The organism is Streptomyces populi, assembly GCF_002911015.1.
Taxonomy (GTDB): Bacteria; Actinomycetota; Actinomycetes; order Streptomycetales; family Streptomycetaceae; genus Streptomyces; species Streptomyces populi.
Genome location: NZ_KZ626966.1, coordinates 1 through 22,198, shown reverse-complemented (window position 1 = coordinate 22,198; position 22,198 = coordinate 1). Strand labels below are relative to the sequence as shown.

Sequence of the window (22,198 nt, the reverse complement as noted above, 5' to 3'; positions counted from 1 at the left end):
TCCGCTGCCGACCGGCCGCACGGAACCCGTCCTGGACGTGGTCGTCCCCGTGTTCAACGAGGAGACGGACCTGGAGCCGAGCGTGCGCCGCCTGCACGCCCATCTCCGCGAGACGTTCCCGTACCCGTTCCGCATCACCGTCGCCGACAACGCGAGCACCGACGCCACTCCGCTGATCGCCGCCCGGCTGGCCGCCGACCTGCCGGAGGCGACGTGGATACGGCTCGACGAGAAGGGGCGCGGCCGTGCCCTGCGCACCGCGTGGTCGAACTCGGACGCACCGGTGCTCGCGTATCTGGACGTCGATCTGTCCACCGAGCTGAACGCGCTCCTGCCGCTGGTCGCCCCACTGATATCCGGGCACTCCGACATCGCCATCGGCTCCCGGCTGGCCCGCGGCTCCCGGGTGACCCGCGGTCCCCGGCGGGAGATCATCTCCCGTTGCTACAACCTCTTGTTGCGGTCCGCCCTCGCCGTCGGCTTCTCCGACGCGCAGTGCGGCTTCAAGGCCGTCCGCCGCGACGTCGCGACCCGTCTGCTGCCCCTGGTGGAGGACACCGGCTGGTTCTTCGACACCGAGCTGCTGGTGATCGCCGAACGCGCCGGGCTGCGCATCCACGAAGTGCCGGTCGACTGGGTGGACGACCCCGACAGCCGGGTCGACCTGGTCCCCACCGCCGTGGCCGACCTGCGTGGCATCGCGAGGATCGGCCGCGCACTGGCCCGCGGCACGCTGCCCACGGCGCGGCTCGGACGCGCCTCCGAGAGCCCGCCACGGGCGTCCCTGACGACTCAGCTGCTGCGGTTCGGCACCGTGGGCGCGCTCAGCACGATCGGATACGTCCTCCTGTACGCGGCCCTGCGCCCGGTGACGGGACCTCAGGCCGCCAACGCGTGGGCGTTGCTGGTCTGCGCCGTCGCCAACACGGCCGCCAACCGACGGCTCACCTTCGGGCTGCGCGGCCGGGGCGGCGCACTGCGCCACCAGACCAAGGGGCTGGCCGTCCTCGGCCTCTGCCTCGCGCTCACCGGCGGTTCGCTGGCCGCGCTGCACCACTGGTCGCACACGCCCCGGCGGTCGACCGAGATCATGGTCCTCGTCATCGCCAACCTGGCGGCGACACTGCTGCGTTTCCTGCTCCTGCGCACCTGGGTGTTCACCGCCGCCGTCCGGCGCGACGACACGGGAAGCGGAGCACGATGAACGAGCCCGGTCCCACCGCCGCCTCGGACCTCCGGGCCGGCCGGCCCCGGACCGCCGCCCGTTGGCCCGTGCTCGCACGGCCGGGCGGAGCGGACCCGGGCGGCACGGGTCCGGACCGGAATCTCGTCCGGCGGCAACGGCTGCACGGGGCCGCGAGACGGTACGGTCCGGCCCTCGCGCTGTACGGCACGATGAAACTCGTCGGCTTCTGCGTCTTCATGTACCTGCTGGACTCCTCCGGCGACTTCCGCCGGAAGAACCCCCGCTTCGGAGGCGGCGCCCACGTCTGGGACGTCCTGGCCACCTGGGACGGCTGGTGGTACCAGCAGATCGCCGCGCACGGCTACCACCCCGCCCTCGTACCGGTACCCGGCGCCACCGGCCTGATCACCCTCGAGGGCAACTCCGCCGCATTCTTCCCGCTGTACCCCGCCCTGATGCGTCTGGTCTCCTCCTGCACCGGGCTCGGTCTGCTCGGCGCGGGCCTGGCGGTCTCCGTCGTCGCCTCGTTCGTGGCCGTCCTGGGCATCCACGCCGTGACCGCCCGCGTCAGCGGCCGGCGCGCGGGGCTGGCCTCCGCCGGGCTGTGGGCCGTGTGGCCGGGCTCCGGCGTGGAGTGGTCCGGCTACTCGGAATCCCTCTACGTCGCCCTCGCGGCCTGGGCCTGCCACGCCGTCATGCGCCGGAACTGGCTCACCGCGGGCCTCTTGACCTGTGCGGCAGGCCTCACCCGGCCGACGGCCACCGCGCTGATCGCGGCACTCGCCGTCGCCGCGCTCGTGGAAGTGGTCCGGCAGCGGCGCGCGGCGCGCCGGTGGGGGGACTCCCCCGTCCCGGAAGGCGCCCGGCGCCGGGACGCGGTCGTGCGCCCGGTGGCGGCCGTCGTGATCGCCCCCCTGGGCCTGGCGGGCTACCTCGGCTGGGTGGGTCACCGGATGGGCGACTACGGAGGCTACTTCACCCTCCAGGACAAAGCCTGGGGCCATTCGTTCGACGGGGGCCGGCACACCGTCAGGGTGTTCACGTCCCTCATGGTCGGCCACTACGACTACCTCTACGCCTTCCCCCACGAGGACGTCGTCGCCGCCGGCACCGTCCTGCTGGCCCTGATCAGCCTGCCCCTGCTGTTCCGGCTGCGCCCTCCCCTCGTGCTGACGGTCAGCACCCTCCTGACCATGGCGCTCGTCCTGGGCAGCCAGCAGATCTTCGGCAACGTGTCCCGCTACCTGCTCCCGGCCTTCCCCCTCCTCATCCCCTGCGCCACCGCCATGCGCCGGATCGGCACTCCGGTCCTGTGCGCGGTCCTCACCGTCGCGGCACTCGCCTCCGGCTCCTACGCCGGATACGTCCTGTTCGAGGTCGGCGTTCCGTGACCGTCCCCCCTGCCGACCCCGGTCCCCGCCGCGCGCTCACCGGGTGAACCGGCGGTGCGCCGCCGTCGAGGAAGCACGACGGTCCCGTGGTGCCACGGGCCCCGCCACCGTGCGGGCGGACTCCGACGGCATCGGAGTCTGCCCGCTTTTCGTCTCCTCCGCCGTTCAGGAAGGAGTGCACCATGGCTCCCATGCTGAACTACGACCTCGCCGTCCCCGATGTGGACGACACCGGTGTCCTGTCCGCGCTGGTGGCCGAGGGCGACGAGCTCGACGCGCTGGTCACGACGGTGGACGACTGGTCCGTACCCACCCCGGCACCGGGCTGGACGATCGCCCACCAGATAGCCCACCTAGCGTGGGCGGACGCGAACGCGCTCAGCGCCTTGCGCACTCCGGACGCGTTCGGCGCCGAGCTCGAGCGGGCGGAAGCCGAAGGCGGCGGGTACGCGGACAAGGCCGCCGCCGTGGGAGCGGCCAAACCGCGGCCGGTGCTCCTGGACGAGTGGCGGGCCGGCCGAGCGGAACTGGCGGCGGCACTGCGCGGTACGCCGTGGGACCACGCATTCCCCTGGTACATGTCGGAGGTGACCCCGGCCCTGATGGTGCCCCTCCGTCTGATGGAGACCTGGGCGCACGGGCAGGACGTCTTCGACGCCGTGGGCGTGGCGCACCGCCCGACGGATCGACTGCGGCACGTGGCGTCGCTGGGGGTGCTGGGACGGGCGCTGTCCTTCGCCGCCGTCGGACTGCCCGAGCCGGCGGATCCCTTCCGTGTCGAGCTGACAGCGCCCGACGGACGGACCTGGGTGTGGGGCCCCGAGGCTGCCGCGCAGCGAGTACGGGGCGGCGCCATGGACTTCTGCCTGTGTGTCACCCGGCGTCGCCCCTGGTCCGGGACCGGCCTGACCGCGACCGGCGAGGACGCCCGGAAGTGGCTGGAGCTGGCACGCGTCTTCCTCTGACAGCGGGTCGGGGTGCCCGGTCGTGCGGACGCGTGGCGGTCGCGATCCGCCCTCCGGACACGGCGAGGGCGAGGGCGAGGGAATGGTCACGTGGTGTGCGCCGGTACGACAACTCCGAGGCCGCCGGCGGCCCGTGCTCGGCACAATCGGCCGGCCGCCCGGGCCGGCGACGCGGTCGGCACCTGCCCGGTGGCCGTCGGCCGGGGGCGGCCCGTACCGACGCGCCCGGCGCCGGTTGCCGTAGAGTCTGGGCCGGTGAACGACCACATCGCCGTCGCCCTGCGGCGCGCGGCCGGCCATCAGCACCGGTTCGACGCCCGCTTCGCCGCCTACTTCGACTCCCTGACCGACGCCGCGGGCGGCGCCCTGGAGATGCCGCCGCACGGCAGATTCCCCTCCCGCGCACTGGAGTTGGTGCGCGAGCTGTCGCTGCGCGGCGGCAAACGCCTGCGCGTGGCCCTGCTGCACGAGGCGGCGGCGCTGGTCACCGACGAGGTCGTGCCGGGACTCGACGAGGCCGCCATCAGCGTCGAACTGCTCCAGACCCACGGCCTGATCCACGACGACATCATCGACGACACGCCCCGGCGCCGCGGCGGCCCCTCCACCTACTACGCCTACCGGGACGAGTTCCCCGACCGGCCGGCGACCGCCCTCGCCCTGGCCGTCCTCGCCGGCGACCTGGCGGCCTTCCTGTCCGTGCGCGTGCTGCTCACCGGCGACCTGCCCCCAGCCCGCGCCCTGGCCATGGCCGCCGTCCACGCCGACGCCGGAGCCACCACGGTCACCGGACAGATCCTCGACCTGGAACGCGACTTCCACCCCGCCCCGGACGCCGAACTCCTGCACACGGTCACCGAATACAAGTCCACCCGCTACTCCGTGCTCGCCCCGCTGCGACTGGGCCTGCTCGCCGCCGGCGCCGACCTCGCCCCGTACGACGGCGAACTGCGCGCCTACGCCGGAGCGCTGGGCATCGCCAACCAGATCCACGACGACTGGCTCGACCTGTTCGGCGACCCCGCCGCTCTCGGCAAGACCCCCGGATCCGACGTCCGTTCCGGCCGACGCAGCTACGCCCTCGCCGCCCTGCTGGCCTCGGCCGACGAGACCGAACGCAAAGTGCTGGAAGGCGCCCTGGGCGACCCGGACTGCGACGACGACACCTTGCGCCGGATCCGCCGCATCGCGCGAACGCACGGCATCGACCGGACACTTCGGACCGAAGCCGACCGCTACGCGCGCCGAGCGGCCGACCGGGCCGCCACGTGGCACGGACGCTGGCGGACGCAGGCCGTGGAGTTCTTCGAACACCTGCCGGCCTGGAGCGTGACGCGCGACCGGTAGGCACCCGGCCCCACCCGGCACCCGCACCGTGCCTCGGCGGGCCCTCGGCCACCGCGCCGCCGGGTGGTTGCGCCTCTTCGGGTGAGCCCAGCGCGTCGGGAGGAAGGCCGCACCGCCGCGGCCGGAGGATTGGGGCGAAACCGTTCCTGAAAGGACCCGCATGTTCTCGAGCCCTGCCCGCGTTCTGGTCGCCCTGGCCGCTCTCGCCGCCGTCTCCGTGCCGGTGGCACCGGCGCTGGCCGCGACAGCCCCTTCCGAGCCGGGCTCGGGCGGTGCCCGGGCGTTCGCGAACGGCATCGGCGACACCCCCTTGGTCGTCCCGTCCGTGCAGGTGACCCCCTTCCTCAGCACCAAGGTGCTCGACACGCTCTTGGACGGCACGGGCACGGCACCGGGGAGCGTCGGCCGCTCCGGCTGAAGGAAGGGGCACCGCCGGGCGATCCGAACCGTGTGCGCCCGGCGGGCCGGGCGCGGTTCGGATCCGCGCCCGGCCCACCCTGTCCGTCGTCGGCGGTCAGTCGCGTACGTGCAGCCCGAAACCCGTGCGGCCCACGGGCTCCAGACCTTCCTTCAGGTGCAGCGAGGGGATCTCGTAGTCGCCGAAGTTCTGGCGCCGGAACGCGATCGGATCGGTCGTCTCCAGGGTGAGCAGGCGCTGCTCCCAGGCCTTGGCGACGTCCGGGTAGTCCTCGCCGGTCATCCGGTCGGTGCCGTACAGCACGAACGGGGGCAGCACCTCGATGCCCGGGTAGTAGAGGATGCCGTGGTGGACCGGGAACAGCAGGTCGCCGATGGGGCCGTTGATCCCGCGAGCGGCGTAGTGCGACCGCGGGCCGCCGGCGGTCACCGACAGCAGGGCCTTCCTGCCCGCGAGGGTGCCCTCGCCGAAGCGCTCGCCGTACCTGGTGTCGCTGTGCTCGCCGACGCCGTACGCGAAGTTGTAGGTGAACACCCGGTCCACCCAGCCCTTGAGGATCGCGGGCATCGTGTACCACCACAGCGGGAACTGGAAGACGACCGTGTCGGCCCACAGCAGCTTCTCCTGCTCGGCGAGGACGTCCGGGGTAAGCGTCCCGGCGTCGAAGGCACGGCCCGAGTCCAGGGCGACCTTCAGCGGACTCGATGCGGCGGGACCGTAGTCCGCGGCGTCCACGACCGCCTTCCAGTTCATCGCGTACAGATCGCTCACCCGTACCTCGTGCCCGGCGCCCTCCAACGTGGACACCGCGAGGTCCTTCAGCGAGCCGTTGAGCGACTTCGGCTCCGGGTGGGCGTAGACGATCAGTGTCTTCACGGGAACTCCTTCGGATCGGATGCCCCGATCCTGGGCGCCGCGGCGCCCGGCGTTCAGGGACGCCTCTTCCGCGGGACCGGGCTTCCGCGGGACAGGACTTCCTGGTACTGGCAGGACCACCTTCGCGGGCAGCGCCGAAGCCATACTCGGAGGCATGGACGATCTCGCGGGCTTCCTGCGGACCCGGCGTTCCCGGGTCGACCCGGCGGCCGCCGGCATACCCACCGACAGCCGCCGCCGGGTCGAGGGGCTGCGCCGCGAGGAGGTCGCGCACCTGTCAGGGGTCAGCGTCGACTACTACGTACGTCTGGAGCAGGGCCGCGCGACCCAGCCCTCCGAGCAGGTCCTCGACGCGCTCGCCCGCGTCCTCGGCCTCGACGAGACCGAACGCGGCCACCTCCACCGGCTCGCCCGGCAGCGCCGCCGTGCGAAGGCGCCGGGCAAGGGGGTCCCCCCGGCCGGAGGCCGGGGGAGGGTCAGGCCGGAGCTGCTGCGCGTCCTCGACCTGGTCGCCGACGCACCCGCGCTGCTCATGAACCACCGCCTGGACGTGCTCGCCGGGAACCGTCTCGCCGGACTCCTCTTCGGCCGGCCGATGCCGGGCCTGAACACCGCCCGGCACATCTTCCTCGAGGAGGCCGAGCGCGGCCTCTACGCGGACTGGGAGAACTGCACCCTCGACGTGGTCGGGCATCTGCGCCTGGCCGCCGGCGAACACCCCGAGGACCCCCGACTGGCCTCGCTCATCGGGGAACTGGCGATGGGCAGCGAGCGCTTCCGCCGCCTCTGGGCCCGCGCGGACGTGCGCGCCCGCACACACGGACGCAAGGCGTACCGGCACCCGCTGGTCGGCCTGCTGGAGCTGCACCAGGAGAACTTCGCGTCACCGGACGGGTCGGGCATGGAGCTGCTGGTGCTCTCCGCGGCCCCCGGAAGCCCGGCCGAGGACGGACTGCGCCTGCTCGCGGGCCTGGCCGCGGACAGCGGTGACGTCCGTCCCGCGGTCGGCGCCCGGACACGCGAGTGACTCGACGACGCCCCGTCACCGCCTGGAACTCCTCGGCGGTGACGGCTTCCCGGCCCCCGGGCGAGGCTCCGCGCAAGGCGTGCGAGCCTCAGGAACCCACCGTGCGCCGCGGCGGAGTGAAGGTGTACAGGTCGAGGATGTCCGGCAGCGGAGCCACTCCCGGGCCTCCGGCGCGCACCCAGGCCACGATGTCCTCGGTCGCGTCGGGGTCGTTGACGAGTCCGAGCCACATCGGCCGCGCACCGGCGGCCCGGCCCGCGGCGGACGGCTGCACGACGATGACGTTGGCCTGGTCGCACACGTCGAGGCACTCGGAGATGCGCACCGGCACCGCCGCACGCAGTCGCGCGGTCTGCTCGGCGTGATCCACTCCGGTCACCTTGGGACTGCCGCAGCAGCAGTCCCGGCACACGACGACCCGGCACGGCACGGGGTCGCCCACCCCCACGGACTCACCCGGCGTCTCTTCCGACGGCGTCTCGGGCACAGCACACCACTCCCCTCCCGGGGAGATCCGCCCCGGTGTCGTCAGAGGAGGCGACCGCGTGAGTCTCCTGGCTCCCGGATCTCCGATCGTCCCGCCCTCCTGCCCCGGTCGGGGCGGTGGCCTGACGGAACTCACTCACCGGTCACAGTGGCGGGACCACGCCGGATTCACACCGGCTTCCTCGTACCGCCGTCGCCTTATGTCGCCGGTCATCATCTCATCCGGCTGCGACCCCGGGCACGGAAGCACCTCCGACGCGGACCCCTTGCGACGCAAAGAGGCCCTGCCCCTCCAGGGGCAGGGCCTCTCGTGGCCGTCCTGCCGACCCTCGTCGGGCCGCTCGGAGAGTCCAGCGACTCAGGCTCGGTCACGGACCGGTGCGGAACGGCGCTTCGGCGTTCGTGAGTTGTTTTCCGACGGCTCCCTGGACCGCTCAGGGGTCGACCGGGTCCGGCGCATGCGTTCTCGGCGTTCTCTCAGGCCGAGAAGGAAAGGTGACGTAGCCTCAGATGGTCGGGGTGTCGTCGACAACCGGCCTGTGAATCTCGACGATCGGCTTCCACCCCGCGGAGAACTCGATGAAGTCCGCACGGGTGGGGTAGGTGTCGATCGCGCGACGGTCGCGCTTGGGACTGTCGCCCCCCTTGCGTCCCCGGGGAATCTGCTCCTCGAAGATGTCGACCTTCACGTCGGGGACCTCCTTGAGGCCCTGGCGCCAGATCTGCACGATGTCGGCGCCGAACGCCTGCCGGGCCGCGGCGTAGAGGGCCGTGAGGGCCCCCTTGTCCCCGCCGGGGACGAAAAGCGCCAGGTCCAGCACGACACCGGCGGACTGGAGGACCTCGATGGTCACCGAGCCCTTCTCGTCGGCCAAGTAGATTCCGGCTTCGTTCTCGTCGTCGGGAAGGAGGGAGACCTCTTCTTGGAATACGGTTCTCGCCGTGATCGAGCCGCCCTCGAAATTCTCACCGGACTTGGTCAGAAAAGCAGGGACATAGCAATCGGGAAGCTTGAGTTCTGCCGTGTCGGCGGAAACGAAGATCCTGTCCTTCACGCCGAGCTTCGTCACCTCTTCCAGCGAGAGGCGGCGAGCGGCGATCTTCTCCGTGTTCACGATTTCCCTTTCAGGTTGCACTGTCCCTCCGAACAAGGACGCTACCACGAAACCCCGAGGTCAACTGCCCAGTAATCTTTGGGTAAATGGCCTTCGACGACGTGCACGGGAGGATGCCGGAGCGAGTGCCACTCGGCCGGGAACACGCATCCGCCGGGCAGTGTCCCTCGTCATGACGTCGGGGATCAACCGGCGGTTGCATTTCGATGCGCCGGGCAGCGCGAAGGAACCAAAAGAGAGTTTACGGTAGATATCACCCATATCCCCTTCGAGGGGCGGCGGTGAGGCAAGGCGATCCATTCACCGCGCGCCTCGAAGAGGCAGCGGAAACCAGCCGGATGGTCCGCGACGCGACAACGGAGACCCCCACCGGCAACATCCTGATGGAGCGCGAACCGGAAGTCGCCCACTACCGCGCCCACTTCGGTCAGGACTTCGGCGCAGCCGGCTGACACCAGGTCGCCGACGTCTCGTCACGTCGGACGGGGTTCGGCACACAGCGGGCACGGACGTCCGCGATCACGGAGTTCTCTGCGCTCCGTGGCCTCGGACTGCTCGTGCGCACGATCGCCGACCTGCTCTTCGCCGGCACCCGCCGGGCCGTCCGGATCGTCCGCCACCGCGTCCACCGCGAGACCGGGAGGACCAGCCTCAAGACCGTCCACGCGGTCACCAGCTCCTCCGCCTGGCGCCCGCCCGCATCACGGCGTCCGGGCACGGCGTGATGCGAGTCGCCCTTGCGAACCCTCATCCGCAGCGGAGACGCCGACACGGCCGGAGAAGGCGGCGAACACGCCGAAAAAGCGGCGCCGCCGAAGAAAACGAGAAGGCCCAGTCCAGAAGTACTGTCCTGGGCCTTTCCAACGGGCTTCCTCAGATGTCCGAACCCGGGACCCGCGAAGGTTCCGTTCGCAAGGGTGTCACGCGTTCTTGGGCGCCGCCTGCTGCACGACCTCGAACGACCAGACCGAGGACCCGCTGGCGGCGGGCTTGGGACGGTCGCCGCCGCCCTGGTGGGCCGACTTCATCGGGCCCTCCATCCATGCCTGGAACGACTCCTCGTCACGCCAGCGCGTGTACACCAGATAGTCTTCGGTGCCCTCGACGGGGCGGAGAAGCTCGAACCACTCGAAGCCGTCGGAGCTCTCCACGGCACCGGCGCGCGAGGCGAAGCGCTTCTCGAGGGTTTCCCGCTGTTCCGCCGGGACGGTCAGGACGTTGATCTTGACTACGCTCATGCGTCCATCCTGCCGCACCGCGGTCGGCGGAGGGCTCAGGGGCCGCCCGATGCCTTGGCCGGACGGCCCCTTTGCGCCTGTCGCGCCGACTCGGGTCAGCCCGCGGCCAGGAGCTGCAGCGTGTCGATGACGCGGTTGGAGAAGCCCCACTCGTTGTCGTACCAGGCGACCACCTTGATGTGACGGCCGTCGACGCGGGTGAGGGCCGAGTCGAAGATCGACGAGGCCGGGTTGCCCGTGATGTCGGACGAGACGAGCGCGTCCTCCGAGTATTCGAGGACACCGGCGAGCGGGCCCTCGGCGGCCGCGCGGTAGGCCGCGAGGACCTCGTCGCGCGTCACGTCACGGGCCACGGTGGTGTTGAGCTCGACGATCGAGCCCACCGGAATCGGCACCCGGATCGAGTCGCCCGACAGCTTGCCGTCGAGGTTGGGCAGCACCAGGCCGATCGCCTTCGCGGCGCCGGTCGTGGTCGGCACGATGTTGACGCCGGCGGCACGGGCCCGGCGCGGGTCGCGGTGCGGGCCGTCCTGGAGGTTCTGCTCCTGGGTATAGGCGTGCACCGTCGTCATGAAGCCGTGCTCGATGCCCGCGAGATCGTCGAGCACCGCGGCCAGCGGGGCGAGCGCGTTGGTCGTGCAGGACGCGTTCGAGACGATCGTGTGCAGGGCCGGGTCGTAGGCGTCGGTGTTGACACCGAACGCCAGCGTGACGTCGGCACCGTCGGCCGGGGCGCTGACGAGCACCTTGCGCGCACCGGCGTCGAGGTGCGCCCCGGCCGCCTTGGCCGAGGTGAAGCGGCCGGTGGCCTCCAGCACGACGTCGACGGCGAGTTCGGCCCAGGGCAGCTGCCCCGGTTCGCGCTCGGCCAGCACCTTGATGCGCCGGCCGTCCACGACGAGGGTGTCGCCGTCGACCGTGACCGGGCGGCCGAGGCGGCCGGACGTCGAGTCGAAGGCGAGCAGCCGTGCCAGGGCGGCGGGCTCCGTCAGGTCGTTCACCGCGACGACTTCGAGGTCCGTGTCGCGTTCCAGCAGGGCTCGCAGGACGTTGCGTCCGATGCGGCCAAATCCATTGATGGCGATACGTGTCATGAGTGATGTCCCTTCGGCTCCCTCCCAGGTTCGCGCGCCGCCGGGGGCGGTGACAGCGGCGAGATCGCCATGGTCCGCAAGGATCGCGCCAGCCGCGGAAGCGGGCCTTCCGTGACCGCTCATTCACCTTGGGTGAAGGTGCGCCGGTATTCGCTCGGGGAGGTGCCGAGGATCCGGTGGAAGTGCAGCCGCAGATTGGCACCGGTGCCGAGGCCGACGCCCGCGGCGATCTGCTCGACGCTCCATTGCGAGCGCTCCAGGAGTTCGCGGGCCATGTCGATGCGGGCCCGCATGACCCATTGCATCGGCGTGTATCCCGTGTCCTCCACGAAGCGCCGCGAGAAGGTGCGCGGCGACACGGCCGCGTGCTGGGCGAGCATCTCCAGGGAGAGGGGTTCACCGAGCCGGTGCAGTGCCCATTCGCGGGTGGCGGCGAACCGTTCGCCCAGCGGTTCGGGCACGCTGCGCGGCACGTACTGCGCCTGGCCACCGCTGCGGTACGGAGCCGCGACCAGACGGCGGGCCGCGTGGTTCGACGCGGCCACGCCGAGATCACCGCGCAGGATGTGGAGGCACAGGTCGATGCCCGAAGCGGCGCCGGCCGACGTGAGCACGCTCCCCTCGTCGACGAACAGGACGTTCTCGTCGACGTTGACGAGCGGGTGTTTCGCCGCGAGCGCCCGTGTGTAGTGCCAGTGCGTCGTGGCACGTCTGCCGTCGAGCAGCCCCGTGGCGGCGAGCGCGAACGCGCCCGTCGAGATGGCCGCGAGCCTCGCGCCCCGGGCATGGGCCTCGATCAGCGCGTCGACGACGGCGGGCGGGGGGTCCTCACGGTCCGGGAAGCGGTAGCCGGGTACGAAGACGAGGTCGGCCCACGCGAGTTGCCCGAGGCCGTGGGCGACGTGGTAGGACAGGCCGTCGCCGCCGGTCACGAGACCGGGTTCCGCACCGCACACCCGCACCTCGTACGGCATGCTCGCCCGAGTTGTGAACACCTGCGCGGCAATACCGACATCAAGTGGTTTGGCACCCTCGAGCACGAGAACGGCGACACGGCGCAGGGGGGATGGCGGCACGGTGAAGAGCGTACGCGGGCGGACCGCCCCACCGGGTCGCCCGCAGGAGCGGCCCGCCGGAGTCGTCCGGCAGAGTTGCCCGCAGAAGCGGCCCGCCGGAGTCGTCCGGCAGAGTCGTCCGGCAGAGCGCCTTCCCTTCCAGCATTCCGGCTCACACACGTATGTGACGCTCCGGCACTGAAATCGGCGTAAGCTCCGTCGTCACAGTCCGGACGCCCTTCGGCCGGGCCGCCGGTCGCCGACAGGACGGCCGACTGCCGGGATTGCCCTTCCGAGCGCGGAGCTGCGGCTTTCCGTCTCCGCGCCTTGATACCGCTTCGGCAACCCCCTTCACAGGAGCCACACACGCCGTGCGAGGATGCGGCTCCGGTATTCAATACCGGTGTAGAGGGGATCCCCATTGAAATCAAGGAAACTGAGCCGTAAGCGGCAACGCGCGACCATAGTCACCGCGGCGGCGGCCTCGGTCGTCGCCGGCGCAGCCCTGCTGCCCAACTGGTCCGCGGGGGCGGCGAGCGTCAACGCCGACCCCAAGGTGGACGCCGCCACGAAGGCGACCTTCCAGCGGCTGGCGGACGCGGTCTTCACCGACCGCACCGACGCCCTGGTGGGCGACGACGGAGCGAAGCAGAAGACGTCGCGGTTCTCCGGCGACGTGCGACTGTCCTCGACCCAGTCGCGTGCCGAGAAGTCCGCGCTGGCGAAGCTGGAGAGCCGCAAGGCCCGTCTGGCGGAGCTCGGCGAGAAGTACCGTTCGGCCGACACCAAGGTGACGCTGGACCGTACGCGGGTGAAGGGCCGTCACGCCACGGTCGACGTCACCGAGACGACGACGCTGGCCTACGACAAGGCCACGGGCACCGAGCCGAAGACCACCGGCTTCGAGGCGCACCACACGCTGACGTTCAAGGCCGACCGCAAGGGCGACTGGCAGCTCACGGGTGTCCAGGACACGGACGCCGGGGTCGCGGTCAACCAGGTCGAGGCCACGACGTTCGTCGCCACGCCGATGACCGGTGACAGCACGCCGCCCTCGGCGACGCGCTCCGCCACCACGTGGCCGGCGCCGGCCAAGGCGAAGAACTTCTCGGCGACCGGCTACGACTACAAGGCCATGGCCGCGTACGCCGCGAAGTACTGGAAGAACTACAACCCGGCGTACCCGAACTTCAACGGGGAGGGCGCGGGCGGGGACTGCACGAACTTCGTCAGCCAGTCCCTGAAGGCGGGCGGCTGGAAGCACGTTCCCGGTTACGTGAACGACTTCCACAAGTGGTTCGGCAACTCCGACATCCAGTCGGACTCGTTCGTCGGCGTCAACGAGTTCTCGTGGTTCGCGCTGTCCTCGAAGCGCGTCACCAGCCTCGCGAACGTCTACCAGGCCGACATCGGTGACGTCGTCCAGGTGGACTTCAACAAGGACGGGTCGAAGGACCACACGATGATCGTCACGTACCGCAGCCCGCAGGGTGTGCCGTACCTGTCGTACCACTCGACCAACACCTACAACCGGTCGTTGGCGAGCATCATCGCGTCGTACCCGAACGCCGCGTACTACGCCTACCGCACCTGAGCGGTCGCGTTCCCGGGGCGGGAGTCCGGCACCACGTGCCGGGCTCCCGCCCTTCGCATGTGCCGGAGCCGTTTCCCGCCGGACGGTCAGAGCCAGGTGGTTCCCAGCCAGGCGGCCGCGGCGGCCGCCGCCAGCAGGGCGATGTTGAGGCCGGTCATCCGTGCCTCGCCGCGCGAGACGTGGACGGCTATGCCGCCGACCTGGATCAGGACGAGGCCCGTCGCCGCGGCGACGGCGAGCCAGGGCGCGATCCCGGTGAGCGGCGGCAGGACCAGCCCCGCCGCGCCGAGGACCTCCAGCGTCCCGACGATCCTCACGACCGGCATGGGGATGCGGTCGACCCAGCCCATCATGGGCCGCAACTGCTCCTGGGTCCGCAGGACCTTGATGCCTCCGGCATAGAGGTAGAAGGCCGCCAGCAGCGCTGCGACGATCCAGTAGGCGACGTTCATGGCGGCCCCTCGCACAATGGTTACCAGGCGTAAGTGGCCCCATGATGAGTTACCGACGGGGGGCTTACAAAAGGCACATGGATGTGCGCTACCCACAGGGAGTTGTCGTGTCGCAGTACGAGCACACCTGCATGATCCGCGGGGACGGCGGACGGACGATCCGCGCCGTCCTCGACCGGATCTGCGACAAGTGGACGCTGCTGATCGTGACGACCCTCGAACAGGGCCGGCTGCGTTTCACGGATCTGCAGCGGCAGATTCCCGGCATCTCGCAGCGGATGCTGACGCTGACCCTGCGGAACCTGGAGCGCGACGGCCTGGTGTCGAGGACCGTGTACGCGGAGGTCCCGCCCCGCGTCGAGTACGCGCTGACCCCCACCGGCGAGAGCCTCATCCCGCCGACCCTCGCGCTGGCCGGCTGGGCGATCGAGCACATCGCGGAGATCGAGGCCAGCAGGGCCGCGTACGGGGAACGGGCGGGCTGACGCCGGCGGGGGCCGAGGGCCGCCGCCCGTCGGCGCCGGCGGGCGGCCCCGAGCCGGGGCCGGTCCCGGGCGCGGCGGGTGCGTGGGGTCCGTCGGCCGGGCGCCGTCACGGACGGCCGTGCGCCGCCGCGTCATCTCGGGTTCACCGCGATGCGGCCGCCCGGAGGGGCGCGGCGCCACGGTGCGGGGCCACGTCGCTCGAGTCGCCCGGCGGCCTGCCTAGGATGCGACGCATGTCCGATGTCCCGCCCCGCCCCGAGCCGTTCACCGCGCGGACCGACCCGTCCGCGCTCGACGACCTCCGCTCACGGCTGCGCGCGACGCGCTGGCCGGACGCCCCCGCGGACGCCGGATGGTCGCTGGGAGCCGATCTGGGTTACCTGCGCGAGCTCGTGGCGTACTGGGCCGACGGGTTCGACTGGCCGGCCCGGGAGGCGGAGCTGGCCCGGCTCCCCCGCTTCCGCGTCCGGCTCGGCGGTCTCGGGATCCACTTCGTGCACGCCCGGGCCGTGGCACCGGCGGGTCCGGTCCTTCCGCTGGTGCTCGGTCACGGCTGGCCGGACTCGTTCTGGCGGTACACGAAGGTGATCCCGCTGCTGACCGATCCGGGTGCGTACGGGGGCGATCCCGCCGACGCGTTCGATGTGGTCGTGCCCGACATGCCGGGCTACGGACACTCCGACCGCCCGACCGGACCACCGCTCGACTCGATCGCCGTCGCCGGTCTGTGGGCCGAACTCATGGACGTCCTCGGGTACGAGCGGTTCGGCGCGGCCGGCGGTGACATCGGCAGCCATGTGAGCCGTTACCTCGCGCTCGACCACCCCGACCGTGTCGTGGCCGTCCACCGCATGGACGGGGGGCTGCCCGTGTTCACCGGGGACCCGGCCGACCTCACGCCCGAGGAGCGCGCATGGATGGAGGACGCCGCGGCCTGGGGTGCCGCCGAGGGCGCCTACGCCGCGGTGCACCGCACGAAACCCCAGACCGCCGCCGTGGGACTGAACGACTCGCCGGCCGCGCTCGCCGCCTGGATCGTCGAGAAGCTCCGGGCGTGGAGCGACTGCGACGGCGACGTCGAGCGGGCCTTCACGAGGGACGAGATCCTCACGAACGTGACGCTCTACTGGCTCACGGGGACGATCGGTTCGTCGATGCGGATGTACACCGCGAACGGGGCGATCCCGCGCGCCCAGTTGGCCCGCCGGGTCGAGGTGCCCTCCGGTTTCTCGCTGTTCCCCGGCGACCTGGTCCGTCCGCCGAGGGCGTGGCTCGAGCGCACGACGAACCTCACCCGCCTCACCGAGCCGGCGCGCGGTGGCCATTTCGCCCCGTTCGAGGAACCCGGACTCTACGCGGAGGAACTGCGCGCGTTCTTCCGTCCCTACCGCACGGCGACGACGGGCTGACCCCCGCCCGGCCCGCCGTCCGTGCCGGCGTCACCGCGGCGCGGGAAGGCCGTCCAGCGGGTCCAGACGCTTCGTCGGTCCGCCGAAGGGCAGGACGAGGGTGCGGGTCGCGATGAGCCACACGCCGTCGGTCCTGCGGAAGGTGTCCTCGTAGTGCCCCACGTTCGCGGGCAGCGGGGTGGGAACCAGCGTGCCCTCGGTGTAGCCGTCGACCCGGTAGGTGGCGAAATAGGTCGTCGCCGTCGCGGTGTCCGGTGAGTCGACGGTGACCAGGATGTTCGTGCACATCCTCCGGGAGAGGCGGTCCGCGGGCCGTGAGCCGAAGTAGGCACGCAGAGCGTCCCGTCCTTCGATCCGCCGCCCGTCGTACGGCCACTCCCAGACGCCGTCGGACGTGAACAGGTCGCAGACCGTGCCCGGTTCACCGAGGTCGAGCCGGTGCACCAGCTCCAGGACCAGCCGCTCGCAGGCGCGTTCGGCGAGCAGACGTTCCAGCGGATCGAGATCATGTGTGGTCATCCCTCTTGATATCAATCCGCTCTCCGCACGCACGACATGTTTTCGGCACGCAGCCGAGGAGCGGAGCGCTCCCGTGCACGGCCCCGGCACCCACGTCCGCACCCGGGCACGGGCACGGGCGGGCAGCCGCTCGGCTCCCCCGGCGCGCCCGTGCCTCGCGGTCCTCGTGCGCCCTGCCTAGGCTCTACGGGAGGGTGCGGTGGAGACGGACCGACGAGGACTGCCATGGTGACGGGTTTCCCGTTCGTGGGACGCGAGGACGTACTCGGTGAGCTCCGAGGGGCGTGGAAGCGCGCCGCCGCGGGCCGGGGCGGACTCGTCACCCTGACGGGACCGGCCGGCGCGGGCAAGACCCGCGTCGCGGAGGAGGCCGCCGCCCGCGCCGAGGGCTTTCGCACGGTGTGGACGTGGTGCCCGCCGGACGCCGTGGAACACGCGCTCAGGCCCTGGTCACGGCTGCTGCGCGAACTCGTCGTGGACGACGTGCGCTGCGGGCGGCTGGTCGCCGCGTCACCCTCGCTGCGGGCGGTGCTGGCCGGGTCCGCGGCGGGCGGGCGGACCGAGGCGGACCCGGAGGCGGCGCGGGTGAGGCTGGCGGGGGACGTCACCGAGATCCTGGCGACGGCGGCACGGCGACGGCCGCTGCTGCTGGTCGTCGACGACGTCCACGCGGCCGACGCCTCCTCGCTGCGGCTGCTGCTGGAGACCGCGGACGCCGTGCGCGGTTCCCGGGTCCTGCTACTGGCCACGGCCCGCGACGACGACACCGCCTGGCAGGACCGCTCCTGGGCGCGCGCCCGACTGCTGTGCCGAGGAAGCGCGTTGCCGGTGGGGCCGCTGAGGGAGGAGGACGTGGGGGCGCTGCTCGACGCGGCGACGGGCGGCACTCCCGCGCCTTCGGCCGTGCGCGCCCTGGCCCGGTACACGGGTGGTGAGGCGTTCTTCGTGACCGAGCTCCTCCGGTCGGGCGGCGGCCTCGGCGGGCCCGCTTCCGAGATCCCGGCGACGGCCGTCTCCGTACGGATCCGGGACGCGGTGCGTGCCCGTACCGCCGAACTGTCGCCCCGGGCCGCGCGGTTGCTGGATCTCGCCGCCCTGCTGGGAACACGGTTCCGGCTCGACCTGCTCGCCGATGCCGCGGCCGTGCCCCTCGACGAGGTGCGTGTGCTGCTCGGGGAGGCGGCGGGGGCCGGACTGCTGGCGGAGGCCGGGGCCGACGAGGGCCGCTTCCGGCACGATCTCCTGCGCGAGGCCGTCTCCGGGAGACCGTCACCCGGTGAGCGGGCCGGGCTGCACCGCGCGCTGGCGGCCGTACTGGCCGAGCACTCCGGGCGCGGCCGCGACACCGGCCCCGCCGAGGTCGCCCACCACCTCCTCCTCTCCGGCCCGGAGCACGCGCGCGAGGCCGCCGGGTACTGCCGGGAGGCCGCCGACCGTGCCGCCGCGCTTCTCGCGTTCGAGGAGGCGGCCCGCTGGTACGAGAGGGCCGTGGGGGCGTACGCGACCGCCGGCTTCGACACGGCGGGGCAGGCCGGGGACGACACCGACGGCGGTGCCGGTGCCGGCTTCGACGGTGGCGGTGCCGGTGCCGACTTCGACGGTGGCGGTGCCGCCGGTCAGGAGCCCGGTCACGCCGAGGAGCTCGTCGAGGTGCTGCTCGGGCTCGGGGCGGCGCGGCTCGGGTCCGGGGACTGGACGAAGGCCCGTACCGCGCTGCTGCGCGCCGCTTCGCTCGCCCGCCGGGCTGGCCGCCCCGATCTGCTGGCACGGGCCGCGCTGGGTCTGGGCACGGGTCCCGTCGGCTTCGAGGTCGATGTGGCCGACCGCGAACAGGCCGACCTGCTCGGCGAGGCGCGTTCCGCTCTGGCGGACGATCCGGCGCACACCGCGCTGCGTGCCGCCGTCACCGCCCGGCTGTCCCTCGCGGCGGCGTTCCTCGAACCGGAGGAGCACCGGGTCGCCCTCGCCGAGGAGGCGGTGGCCGCGGCACGCGAGGCCGACGCCCCGGCCGCCCTCGGACCGGCGCTGGCGGCGCTGTGCGACGCCCGTTCCGGCCCCGACCACTGCCGCGACCGCCTCGACCGGTCCCGGGAGATCATCGACGTGGCTCGTGCCCGACGCGACCTCCCGCTCGAACTCCTCGGCCGGCGGCTGCGGTTGGTCGCGCTCATGGAGACCGGCTCGTTCGCCGGGGCGGATGCCGAGGCAGCCGCGTACGACACCGCGGCCCGGCTGCTGCGGCGACCGCTGTACGCGTGGTACGTGCCCCTGTGGCGCGGCACGCGGGCGCTGATGGAGGGGCGCTACGGAGACTGTGCCGCCGCGCTCGACGAGGTGGAGGCGCTGGGCGGCGCGGCGGGCAGCCCCAACGCCGTACTGCTCGCGGAGACGCAACGCTGGTGCCTGTACGCGGATTCCGGCGACCTCGACGATCTGCGCAGGCTGCGGGAGCGGGCGCCGTTGGAGCGGATGCCGGGGGTGTGGCCGCGCGTCACCCTGGCACTGCTCGCGGCGCAGCTGGGGCAACGGGAGGAGGCCTCGCGTCGCCTGGCCGGAGTGATGCCGTCGCTCCTCGGGGCTCCCCGGGACAGCGAGTGGCTGCCGATGATGGCGCAGGCGGCGGAGACCGTCGGCGCGGTGGGCACCCATCCGTCGGCGCCCGCGCTCTACGGCGCCCTGGCACCGTACGCGGGGCTGTTCGCGGTGGAGGGCATCGGCGCGGCGATCCGTGGCCCGGTGGACCGGCATCTGGCTCTCCTGGCCCGGTCCATGGGCGACGACCGGACGGCCCGCGACCACCGCGACCACGCCGTGCGGGCCGCCGTGGCGGCCGGAGCGGTCGCGCTCGCCGAGCGCATCGCGGAAGAGACGGCGGGGACGGCAGGAACGGCGGGAACGGCAGGAACGTCCGGGGCGGTGGGGACCGCGGGAAGTGCCGGGACGGCGGAGGCACGAGGGGTTCCGGGGAGCGACGGCGTGCCCGGGGCGGCCGTTCCGGCACCGCCGGAGTTCCGCGACGGCACCGTCCGGGCGCAGGACGGCCCGGGTGACGGCCCCGCGGTCCCGGTCTCCGGCGACGCGCGGTCCGACGGCCCGACGGACCCCGCCGTGACGGGGCGCGCCACGGCGGGGCGCGCCACGGCGGGGCGCACGGCGCCGGGGGCCGCCGCGGGTGAACGGCGGCCGGACTCTCCGCCGCCCGCACCGCAGTTCCGCCGCGAAGGACCACTGTGGCTCCTGGTGTACGCCGGCCGCGAGGTGCGCCTGCCCGACAGCAAGGGCCTGCACGACATCGCGGTGCTCCTCGGCCGCCCGGGCACTCCGGTCCCGGCGGTCGATCTGGCGGCGCCCGGCGCCACCGCCGGCGACGCCGGAACGGACGACGGCGACCTGCACCCTCCCGGTGACCTGGGCGAGGTGATCGACGCGACCGCGCGCGCCGCGTACCGGCGACGGCTGCGGGAACTGGAGGAGGAGGCCGAGGACGCCGACGCGGGCGGCGACACGGCACGGTCGCGCCGGATCGCGGAGGAGAAGGACGCACTCGTCCGTCAGCTATCCGCCGCGTACGGCATCGGCGGCCGCGTCCGCCGCGCCGGTTCCCCCGCGGAACGCGCCCGTACGACCGTGACGGCCCGTGTCCGCGCCGCCGTACGCCGTGTCGCCGCGGTGCACCCGGAACTCGGACGCCATCTGCGGACCGCCGTCCGCACGGGCACCCTGTGCGTCTACGAGCCCGAGGACCCGCCCGCCTGGCGCCTGTGAACCCCGGGGGCGCGCCCCGGCAGCCGGGCCCGGTGAGCCGTCACCTCACATCGTGCCGTCCGGCCTCACGCCTGAGGGGTGAGGACGCCGTACGAAACCGGGTACGGCCGGGAACGAAGGGCGGACGTCATGCCGCGCACAGCCAAAGCAGAGGCGGAACTGAAGGTGGACGAGCCGGTGATCGAGGGCCGGTACGCCGAGGTCGGCCCGTACACCGTCTCGTACGAGACCATGAAGGCGGACATGGATCCGGGCCCGCTCTTCCGGGGGCTGCCCGACGACCGCTGCCAGTGCCCGCACTGGGGTCAGGTGATCTCCGGAAAGATCGTGTTCCGGTACGCCGACCACGACGAGGTCTTCCACGCGGGAGACGCCTACTACGGCGCACCGGGGCACCTGCCCCTCCTCTTCGCCGGCACCGAAGTGGTCGAGTTCAGCCCCACCGCCGAACTGGACCGCACCATGCGGGCCGTCAGCCGCAATCTCGCGGGGGCGGCGTCATGAGCACCCTCGACACCCGCCGGGCCAAGGAACTCGCCGATCTCTTCGTGGAGTTCCTGCGGACGAACAGCGCCCCCGCCGGACTGTTCACGGACGACGTGTTCGTGGACCTGAGCCTGCCCCGGTGGCGGCTCCAGACGGCCGGCCGCGACAACCTCGTGGCCCTGCGCCGCAGCAGCCATCCCACTCTCGGTACCGTTCCGCGCCACCGCATCGACGTCACCGGGACCGGCCTCGTCGTCGAGGTCGAGGAGCGGTGGGAGGACGCCGAGGGCAGCTGGTACTGCCGTGAACTGATCCGCGCCGAGGTGCGCGACGGCTCGATGAGCGAGATGTCCGTCTACTGCACCGGCGACTGGTCTCCCGAGATCCAGGACGCCCGCCGTCGCGAGGTGACGCTCATTCGGCGATGAGGCAATGAGGCGACGAGGCGATCAGGGCGAGGGAGCGGGAGCGGGGCACGGGCAGGACGGCGCGAGCCGGACCGGATCGGTGGGGGGCGGGTCGGGTCGGTGGGGGGCGGGTCGGGGTGGATCGGGTTGCCCGAATGTTCCGGCGAGGGAAGCGCGGGCACGGCCACCACCCACGAAGTCGCCTGGGCCGAGGCCGAGTTGGGACCGTCGCTCCGCTCCCCCGCCACTCGGCCCCGTCAAGGATGCCTCAGGCGACTCATGCGACCTACAGCTATTCACCCCACACCTCTTGATCACGACGCCGTGCCCTGATATTCATGATCAAGTCTCACTTACATGATCTTCACATCCAGGCGACTTGAGAGAACCCTTGACGACCCGTCCTTCCCGCGCGACACGGTTAGCGCCGACCGCGCCCCGGGCGACCCTCCGAGGGCTTCGGCGGCACGCCCCGACGGGGCGCTGACCCCGGGCCGCCGAAACGGTCACGACACCGCCGTCCGTCGCAGGTCAGCCGTCCTCCACGGGTGACGACAGCGTCCGGGCGCGTCGATCTCCGGGTCCTTCCCCTCCCTCACCCCGGGCGGGCCGTTCCCCCGCCCGCCCGCTCCCGAAGCTCCCGCCGGACCTTCGGATCCGTCGCCGACGGGCCGGCCTTTCCTTTCGCCTCCCCGCGAGGAGGCCCGCTTCAGCCTTTTCACCGCCTTCACATCTGCTCACCTGTTTTCACCGAGGGAATCGATGCCTGCTTTCTGCCCGCATTGCGGTGGCTCCGCGACCGACAGGACGCGCTACTGCGTCTCGTGCGGCCGGCCCACCACCGCCCCGGCGCCCGCTCCGTCCCCGGCGACGCCGCCGCCCT

The 22,198-nt window shown here is 72.4% G+C and carries 22 protein-coding genes and 1 riboswitch; of the genes, 14 read left to right on the top strand and 8 right to left on the bottom strand.

Annotated features, from left to right (window positions below; all coding sequences use genetic code 11):
* From CW362_RS36840 to CW362_RS36820, 5 genes are all read left to right on the top strand, one after another.
* A partial coding sequence (locus tag CW362_RS36840; RefSeq protein ID WP_420856893.1) for a bifunctional glycosyltransferase family 2/GtrA family protein occupies nt 1–1,204 on the top strand: 1,204 nt, incomplete at its 5' end.
* A gap of 191 nt (nt 1,205–1,395) precedes the next feature.
* On the top strand, nt 1,396–2,577 hold the full coding sequence (locus tag CW362_RS36835; protein ID WP_103553967.1) for a hypothetical protein: 1,182 nt from the start codon (nt 1,396–1,398) through the stop codon (nt 2,575–2,577).
* Between the two features lie 182 nt (nt 2,578–2,759).
* Nucleotides 2,760–3,542 (top strand): TIGR03084 family metal-binding protein, encoded by a 783-nt coding sequence (locus tag CW362_RS36830; RefSeq protein ID WP_103553964.1) that lies wholly within the window; start codon nt 2,760–2,762, stop codon nt 3,540–3,542.
* Between the two features lie 255 nt (nt 3,543–3,797).
* A complete protein-coding gene (locus CW362_RS36825; protein ID WP_240658244.1) occupies nt 3,798–4,889 on the top strand; it encodes a polyprenyl synthetase family protein in 1,092 nt (363 codons plus the stop codon).
* A 160-nt stretch (nt 4,890–5,049) separates the two neighbouring features.
* Nucleotides 5,050–5,307 (top strand): hypothetical protein, encoded by a 258-nt coding sequence (locus CW362_RS36820; protein ID WP_103553963.1) that lies wholly within the window; start codon nt 5,050–5,052, stop codon nt 5,305–5,307.
* Between the two features lie 96 nt (nt 5,308–5,403).
* Here CW362_RS36820 and CW362_RS36815 read toward each other — a convergent pair whose 3' ends face one another.
* A complete protein-coding gene (locus CW362_RS36815; RefSeq protein WP_103553962.1) occupies nt 5,404–6,183 on the bottom strand; it encodes an NAD(P)H-dependent oxidoreductase in 780 nt (259 codons plus the stop codon).
* Between the two features lie 154 nt (nt 6,184–6,337).
* Here CW362_RS36815 and CW362_RS36810 point away from each other — a divergent pair, with 154 nt between their 5' ends.
* The gene (locus tag CW362_RS36810; protein WP_103553961.1) at nt 6,338–7,210 is read left to right on the top strand and encodes a helix-turn-helix transcriptional regulator; all 873 of its coding nucleotides are present in this window, start codon (nt 6,338–6,340) and stop codon (nt 7,208–7,210) included.
* 88 nt (nt 7,211–7,298) lie between these two features.
* Here the strand turns inward: CW362_RS36810 and CW362_RS36805 are convergent, their stop codons facing one another.
* Nucleotides 7,299–7,697, bottom strand: a complete 399-nt coding sequence (locus tag CW362_RS36805; protein ID WP_446459431.1) for a (2Fe-2S) ferredoxin domain-containing protein — start codon at nt 7,695–7,697, stop codon at nt 7,299–7,301.
* Between the two features lie 35 nt (nt 7,698–7,732).
* Nucleotides 7,733–7,929: riboswitch (cobalamin riboswitch) on the bottom strand.
* A 273-nt stretch (nt 7,930–8,202) separates the two neighbouring features.
* Entirely contained in the window at nt 8,203–8,811 is a 609-nt protein-coding gene (locus CW362_RS36800) for a hypothetical protein (RefSeq protein WP_103553960.1), read from the bottom strand.
* A gap of 281 nt (nt 8,812–9,092) precedes the next feature.
* Here CW362_RS36800 and CW362_RS43580 point away from each other — a divergent pair, with 281 nt between their 5' ends.
* Together CW362_RS43580 and CW362_RS43575 are read left to right on the top strand one after the other, a co-directional pair.
* Entirely contained in the window at nt 9,093–9,263 is a 171-nt protein-coding gene (locus CW362_RS43580; protein WP_162684352.1) for a hypothetical protein, read from the top strand.
* A gap of 105 nt (nt 9,264–9,368) precedes the next feature.
* Entirely contained in the window at nt 9,369–9,536 is a 168-nt protein-coding gene (locus tag CW362_RS43575) for a hypothetical protein (RefSeq protein WP_162684351.1), read from the top strand.
* Nucleotides 9,537–9,731: 195 nt separating this feature from the next.
* Here CW362_RS43575 and CW362_RS36795 read toward each other — a convergent pair whose 3' ends face one another.
* The 3 genes from CW362_RS36795 to CW362_RS36785 form a co-directional block, all read right to left on the bottom strand.
* Complete coding sequence (locus CW362_RS36795) at nt 9,732–10,049, bottom strand: antibiotic biosynthesis monooxygenase family protein (RefSeq protein ID WP_103553959.1); 318 nt, start codon at nt 10,047–10,049, stop codon at nt 9,732–9,734.
* A gap of 95 nt (nt 10,050–10,144) precedes the next feature.
* Nucleotides 10,145–11,143, bottom strand: coding sequence for a type I glyceraldehyde-3-phosphate dehydrogenase (gap, locus tag CW362_RS36790; RefSeq protein WP_103553958.1), 999 nt, complete (start codon nt 11,141–11,143; stop codon nt 10,145–10,147).
* Between the two features lie 119 nt (nt 11,144–11,262).
* Nucleotides 11,263–12,219, bottom strand: coding sequence for a GlxA family transcriptional regulator (locus CW362_RS36785; RefSeq protein WP_103553957.1), 957 nt, complete (start codon nt 12,217–12,219; stop codon nt 11,263–11,265).
* Nucleotides 12,220–12,619: 400 nt separating this feature from the next.
* Here CW362_RS36785 and CW362_RS36780 point away from each other — a divergent pair, with 400 nt between their 5' ends.
* On the top strand, nt 12,620–13,792 hold the full coding sequence (locus CW362_RS36780; RefSeq protein WP_103553956.1) for an amidase domain-containing protein: 1,173 nt from the start codon (nt 12,620–12,622) through the stop codon (nt 13,790–13,792).
* A gap of 86 nt (nt 13,793–13,878) precedes the next feature.
* On the opposite strand, the gene CW362_RS36775 is transcribed toward CW362_RS36780, so the two are convergent.
* Nucleotides 13,879–14,244: a DoxX family protein gene (locus tag CW362_RS36775; protein ID WP_103553955.1), complete on the bottom strand. Its 366-nt coding sequence runs from the start codon at nt 14,242–14,244 to the stop codon at nt 13,879–13,881.
* Between the two features lie 107 nt (nt 14,245–14,351).
* Here CW362_RS36775 and CW362_RS36770 point away from each other — a divergent pair, with 107 nt between their 5' ends.
* Entirely contained in the window at nt 14,352–14,729 is a 378-nt protein-coding gene (locus CW362_RS36770) for a winged helix-turn-helix transcriptional regulator (protein WP_103553954.1), read from the top strand.
* Between the two features lie 233 nt (nt 14,730–14,962).
* Nucleotides 14,963–16,138 (top strand): epoxide hydrolase family protein, encoded by a 1,176-nt coding sequence (locus CW362_RS36765; protein WP_103553953.1) that lies wholly within the window; start codon nt 14,963–14,965, stop codon nt 16,136–16,138.
* 30 nt (nt 16,139–16,168) lie between these two features.
* Here CW362_RS36765 and CW362_RS36760 read toward each other — a convergent pair whose 3' ends face one another.
* A complete protein-coding gene (locus tag CW362_RS36760; RefSeq protein WP_103553952.1) occupies nt 16,169–16,657 on the bottom strand; it encodes a nuclear transport factor 2 family protein in 489 nt (162 codons plus the stop codon).
* Between the two features lie 225 nt (nt 16,658–16,882).
* Between CW362_RS36760 and CW362_RS36755 the strand changes: the two genes are divergently transcribed.
* The 3 genes from CW362_RS36755 (at nt 16,883) to CW362_RS36745 (ending at nt 21,336) form a co-directional block, all read left to right on the top strand.
* Entirely contained in the window at nt 16,883–20,422 is a 3,540-nt protein-coding gene (locus tag CW362_RS36755; protein WP_162684350.1) for an ATP-binding protein, read from the top strand.
* Nucleotides 20,423–20,551: 129 nt separating this feature from the next.
* The gene (locus CW362_RS36750) at nt 20,552–20,926 is read left to right on the top strand and encodes a cupin domain-containing protein (RefSeq protein ID WP_103553950.1); all 375 of its coding nucleotides are present in this window, start codon (nt 20,552–20,554) and stop codon (nt 20,924–20,926) included.
* Nucleotides 20,923–21,336 carry a hypothetical protein gene (locus CW362_RS36745; RefSeq protein ID WP_103553949.1) on the top strand — a complete coding sequence of 138 codons (414 nt, stop codon included), beginning with the start codon at nt 20,923–20,925 and terminating at the stop codon, nt 21,334–21,336. The genes CW362_RS36750 and CW362_RS36745 overlap by 4 nt, the downstream gene beginning before the upstream one ends.
* Nucleotides 21,337–22,198 lie beyond the last annotated feature (862 nt).

Coding starts and splice junctions, on each gene's coding strand:
- CW362_RS36835 (WP_103553967.1), top strand. CDS start 1,396: ATGAAACTCGTCGGCTTCTGCGTCTTCATGTACCTGCTGGACTCCTCC.
- CW362_RS36830 (WP_103553964.1), top strand. CDS start 2,760: ATGGCTCCCATGCTGAACTACGACCTCGCCGTCCCCGATGTGGACGAC.
- CW362_RS36820 (WP_103553963.1), top strand. CDS start 5,050: ATGTTCTCGAGCCCTGCCCGCGTTCTGGTCGCCCTGGCCGCTCTCGCC.
- CW362_RS36810 (WP_103553961.1), top strand. CDS start 6,338: ATGGACGATCTCGCGGGCTTCCTGCGGACCCGGCGTTCCCGGGTCGAC.
- CW362_RS36795 (WP_103553959.1), bottom strand. CDS start 10,049: ATGAGCGTAGTCAAGATCAACGTCCTGACCGTCCCGGCGGAACAGCGG.
- gap (WP_103553958.1), bottom strand. CDS start 11,143: ATGACACGTATCGCCATCAATGGATTTGGCCGCATCGGACGCAACGTC.
- CW362_RS36775 (WP_103553955.1), bottom strand. CDS start 14,244: ATGAACGTCGCCTACTGGATCGTCGCAGCGCTGCTGGCGGCCTTCTAC.
- CW362_RS36765 (WP_103553953.1), top strand. CDS start 14,963: ATGTCCGATGTCCCGCCCCGCCCCGAGCCGTTCACCGCGCGGACCGAC.
- CW362_RS36760 (WP_103553952.1), bottom strand. CDS start 16,657: ATGACCACACATGATCTCGATCCGCTGGAACGTCTGCTCGCCGAACGC.
- CW362_RS36755 (WP_162684350.1), top strand. CDS start 16,883: ATGGTGACGGGTTTCCCGTTCGTGGGACGCGAGGACGTACTCGGTGAG.
- CW362_RS36750 (WP_103553950.1), top strand. CDS start 20,552: ATGCCGCGCACAGCCAAAGCAGAGGCGGAACTGAAGGTGGACGAGCCG.
- CW362_RS36745 (WP_103553949.1), top strand. CDS start 20,923: ATGAGCACCCTCGACACCCGCCGGGCCAAGGAACTCGCCGATCTCTTC.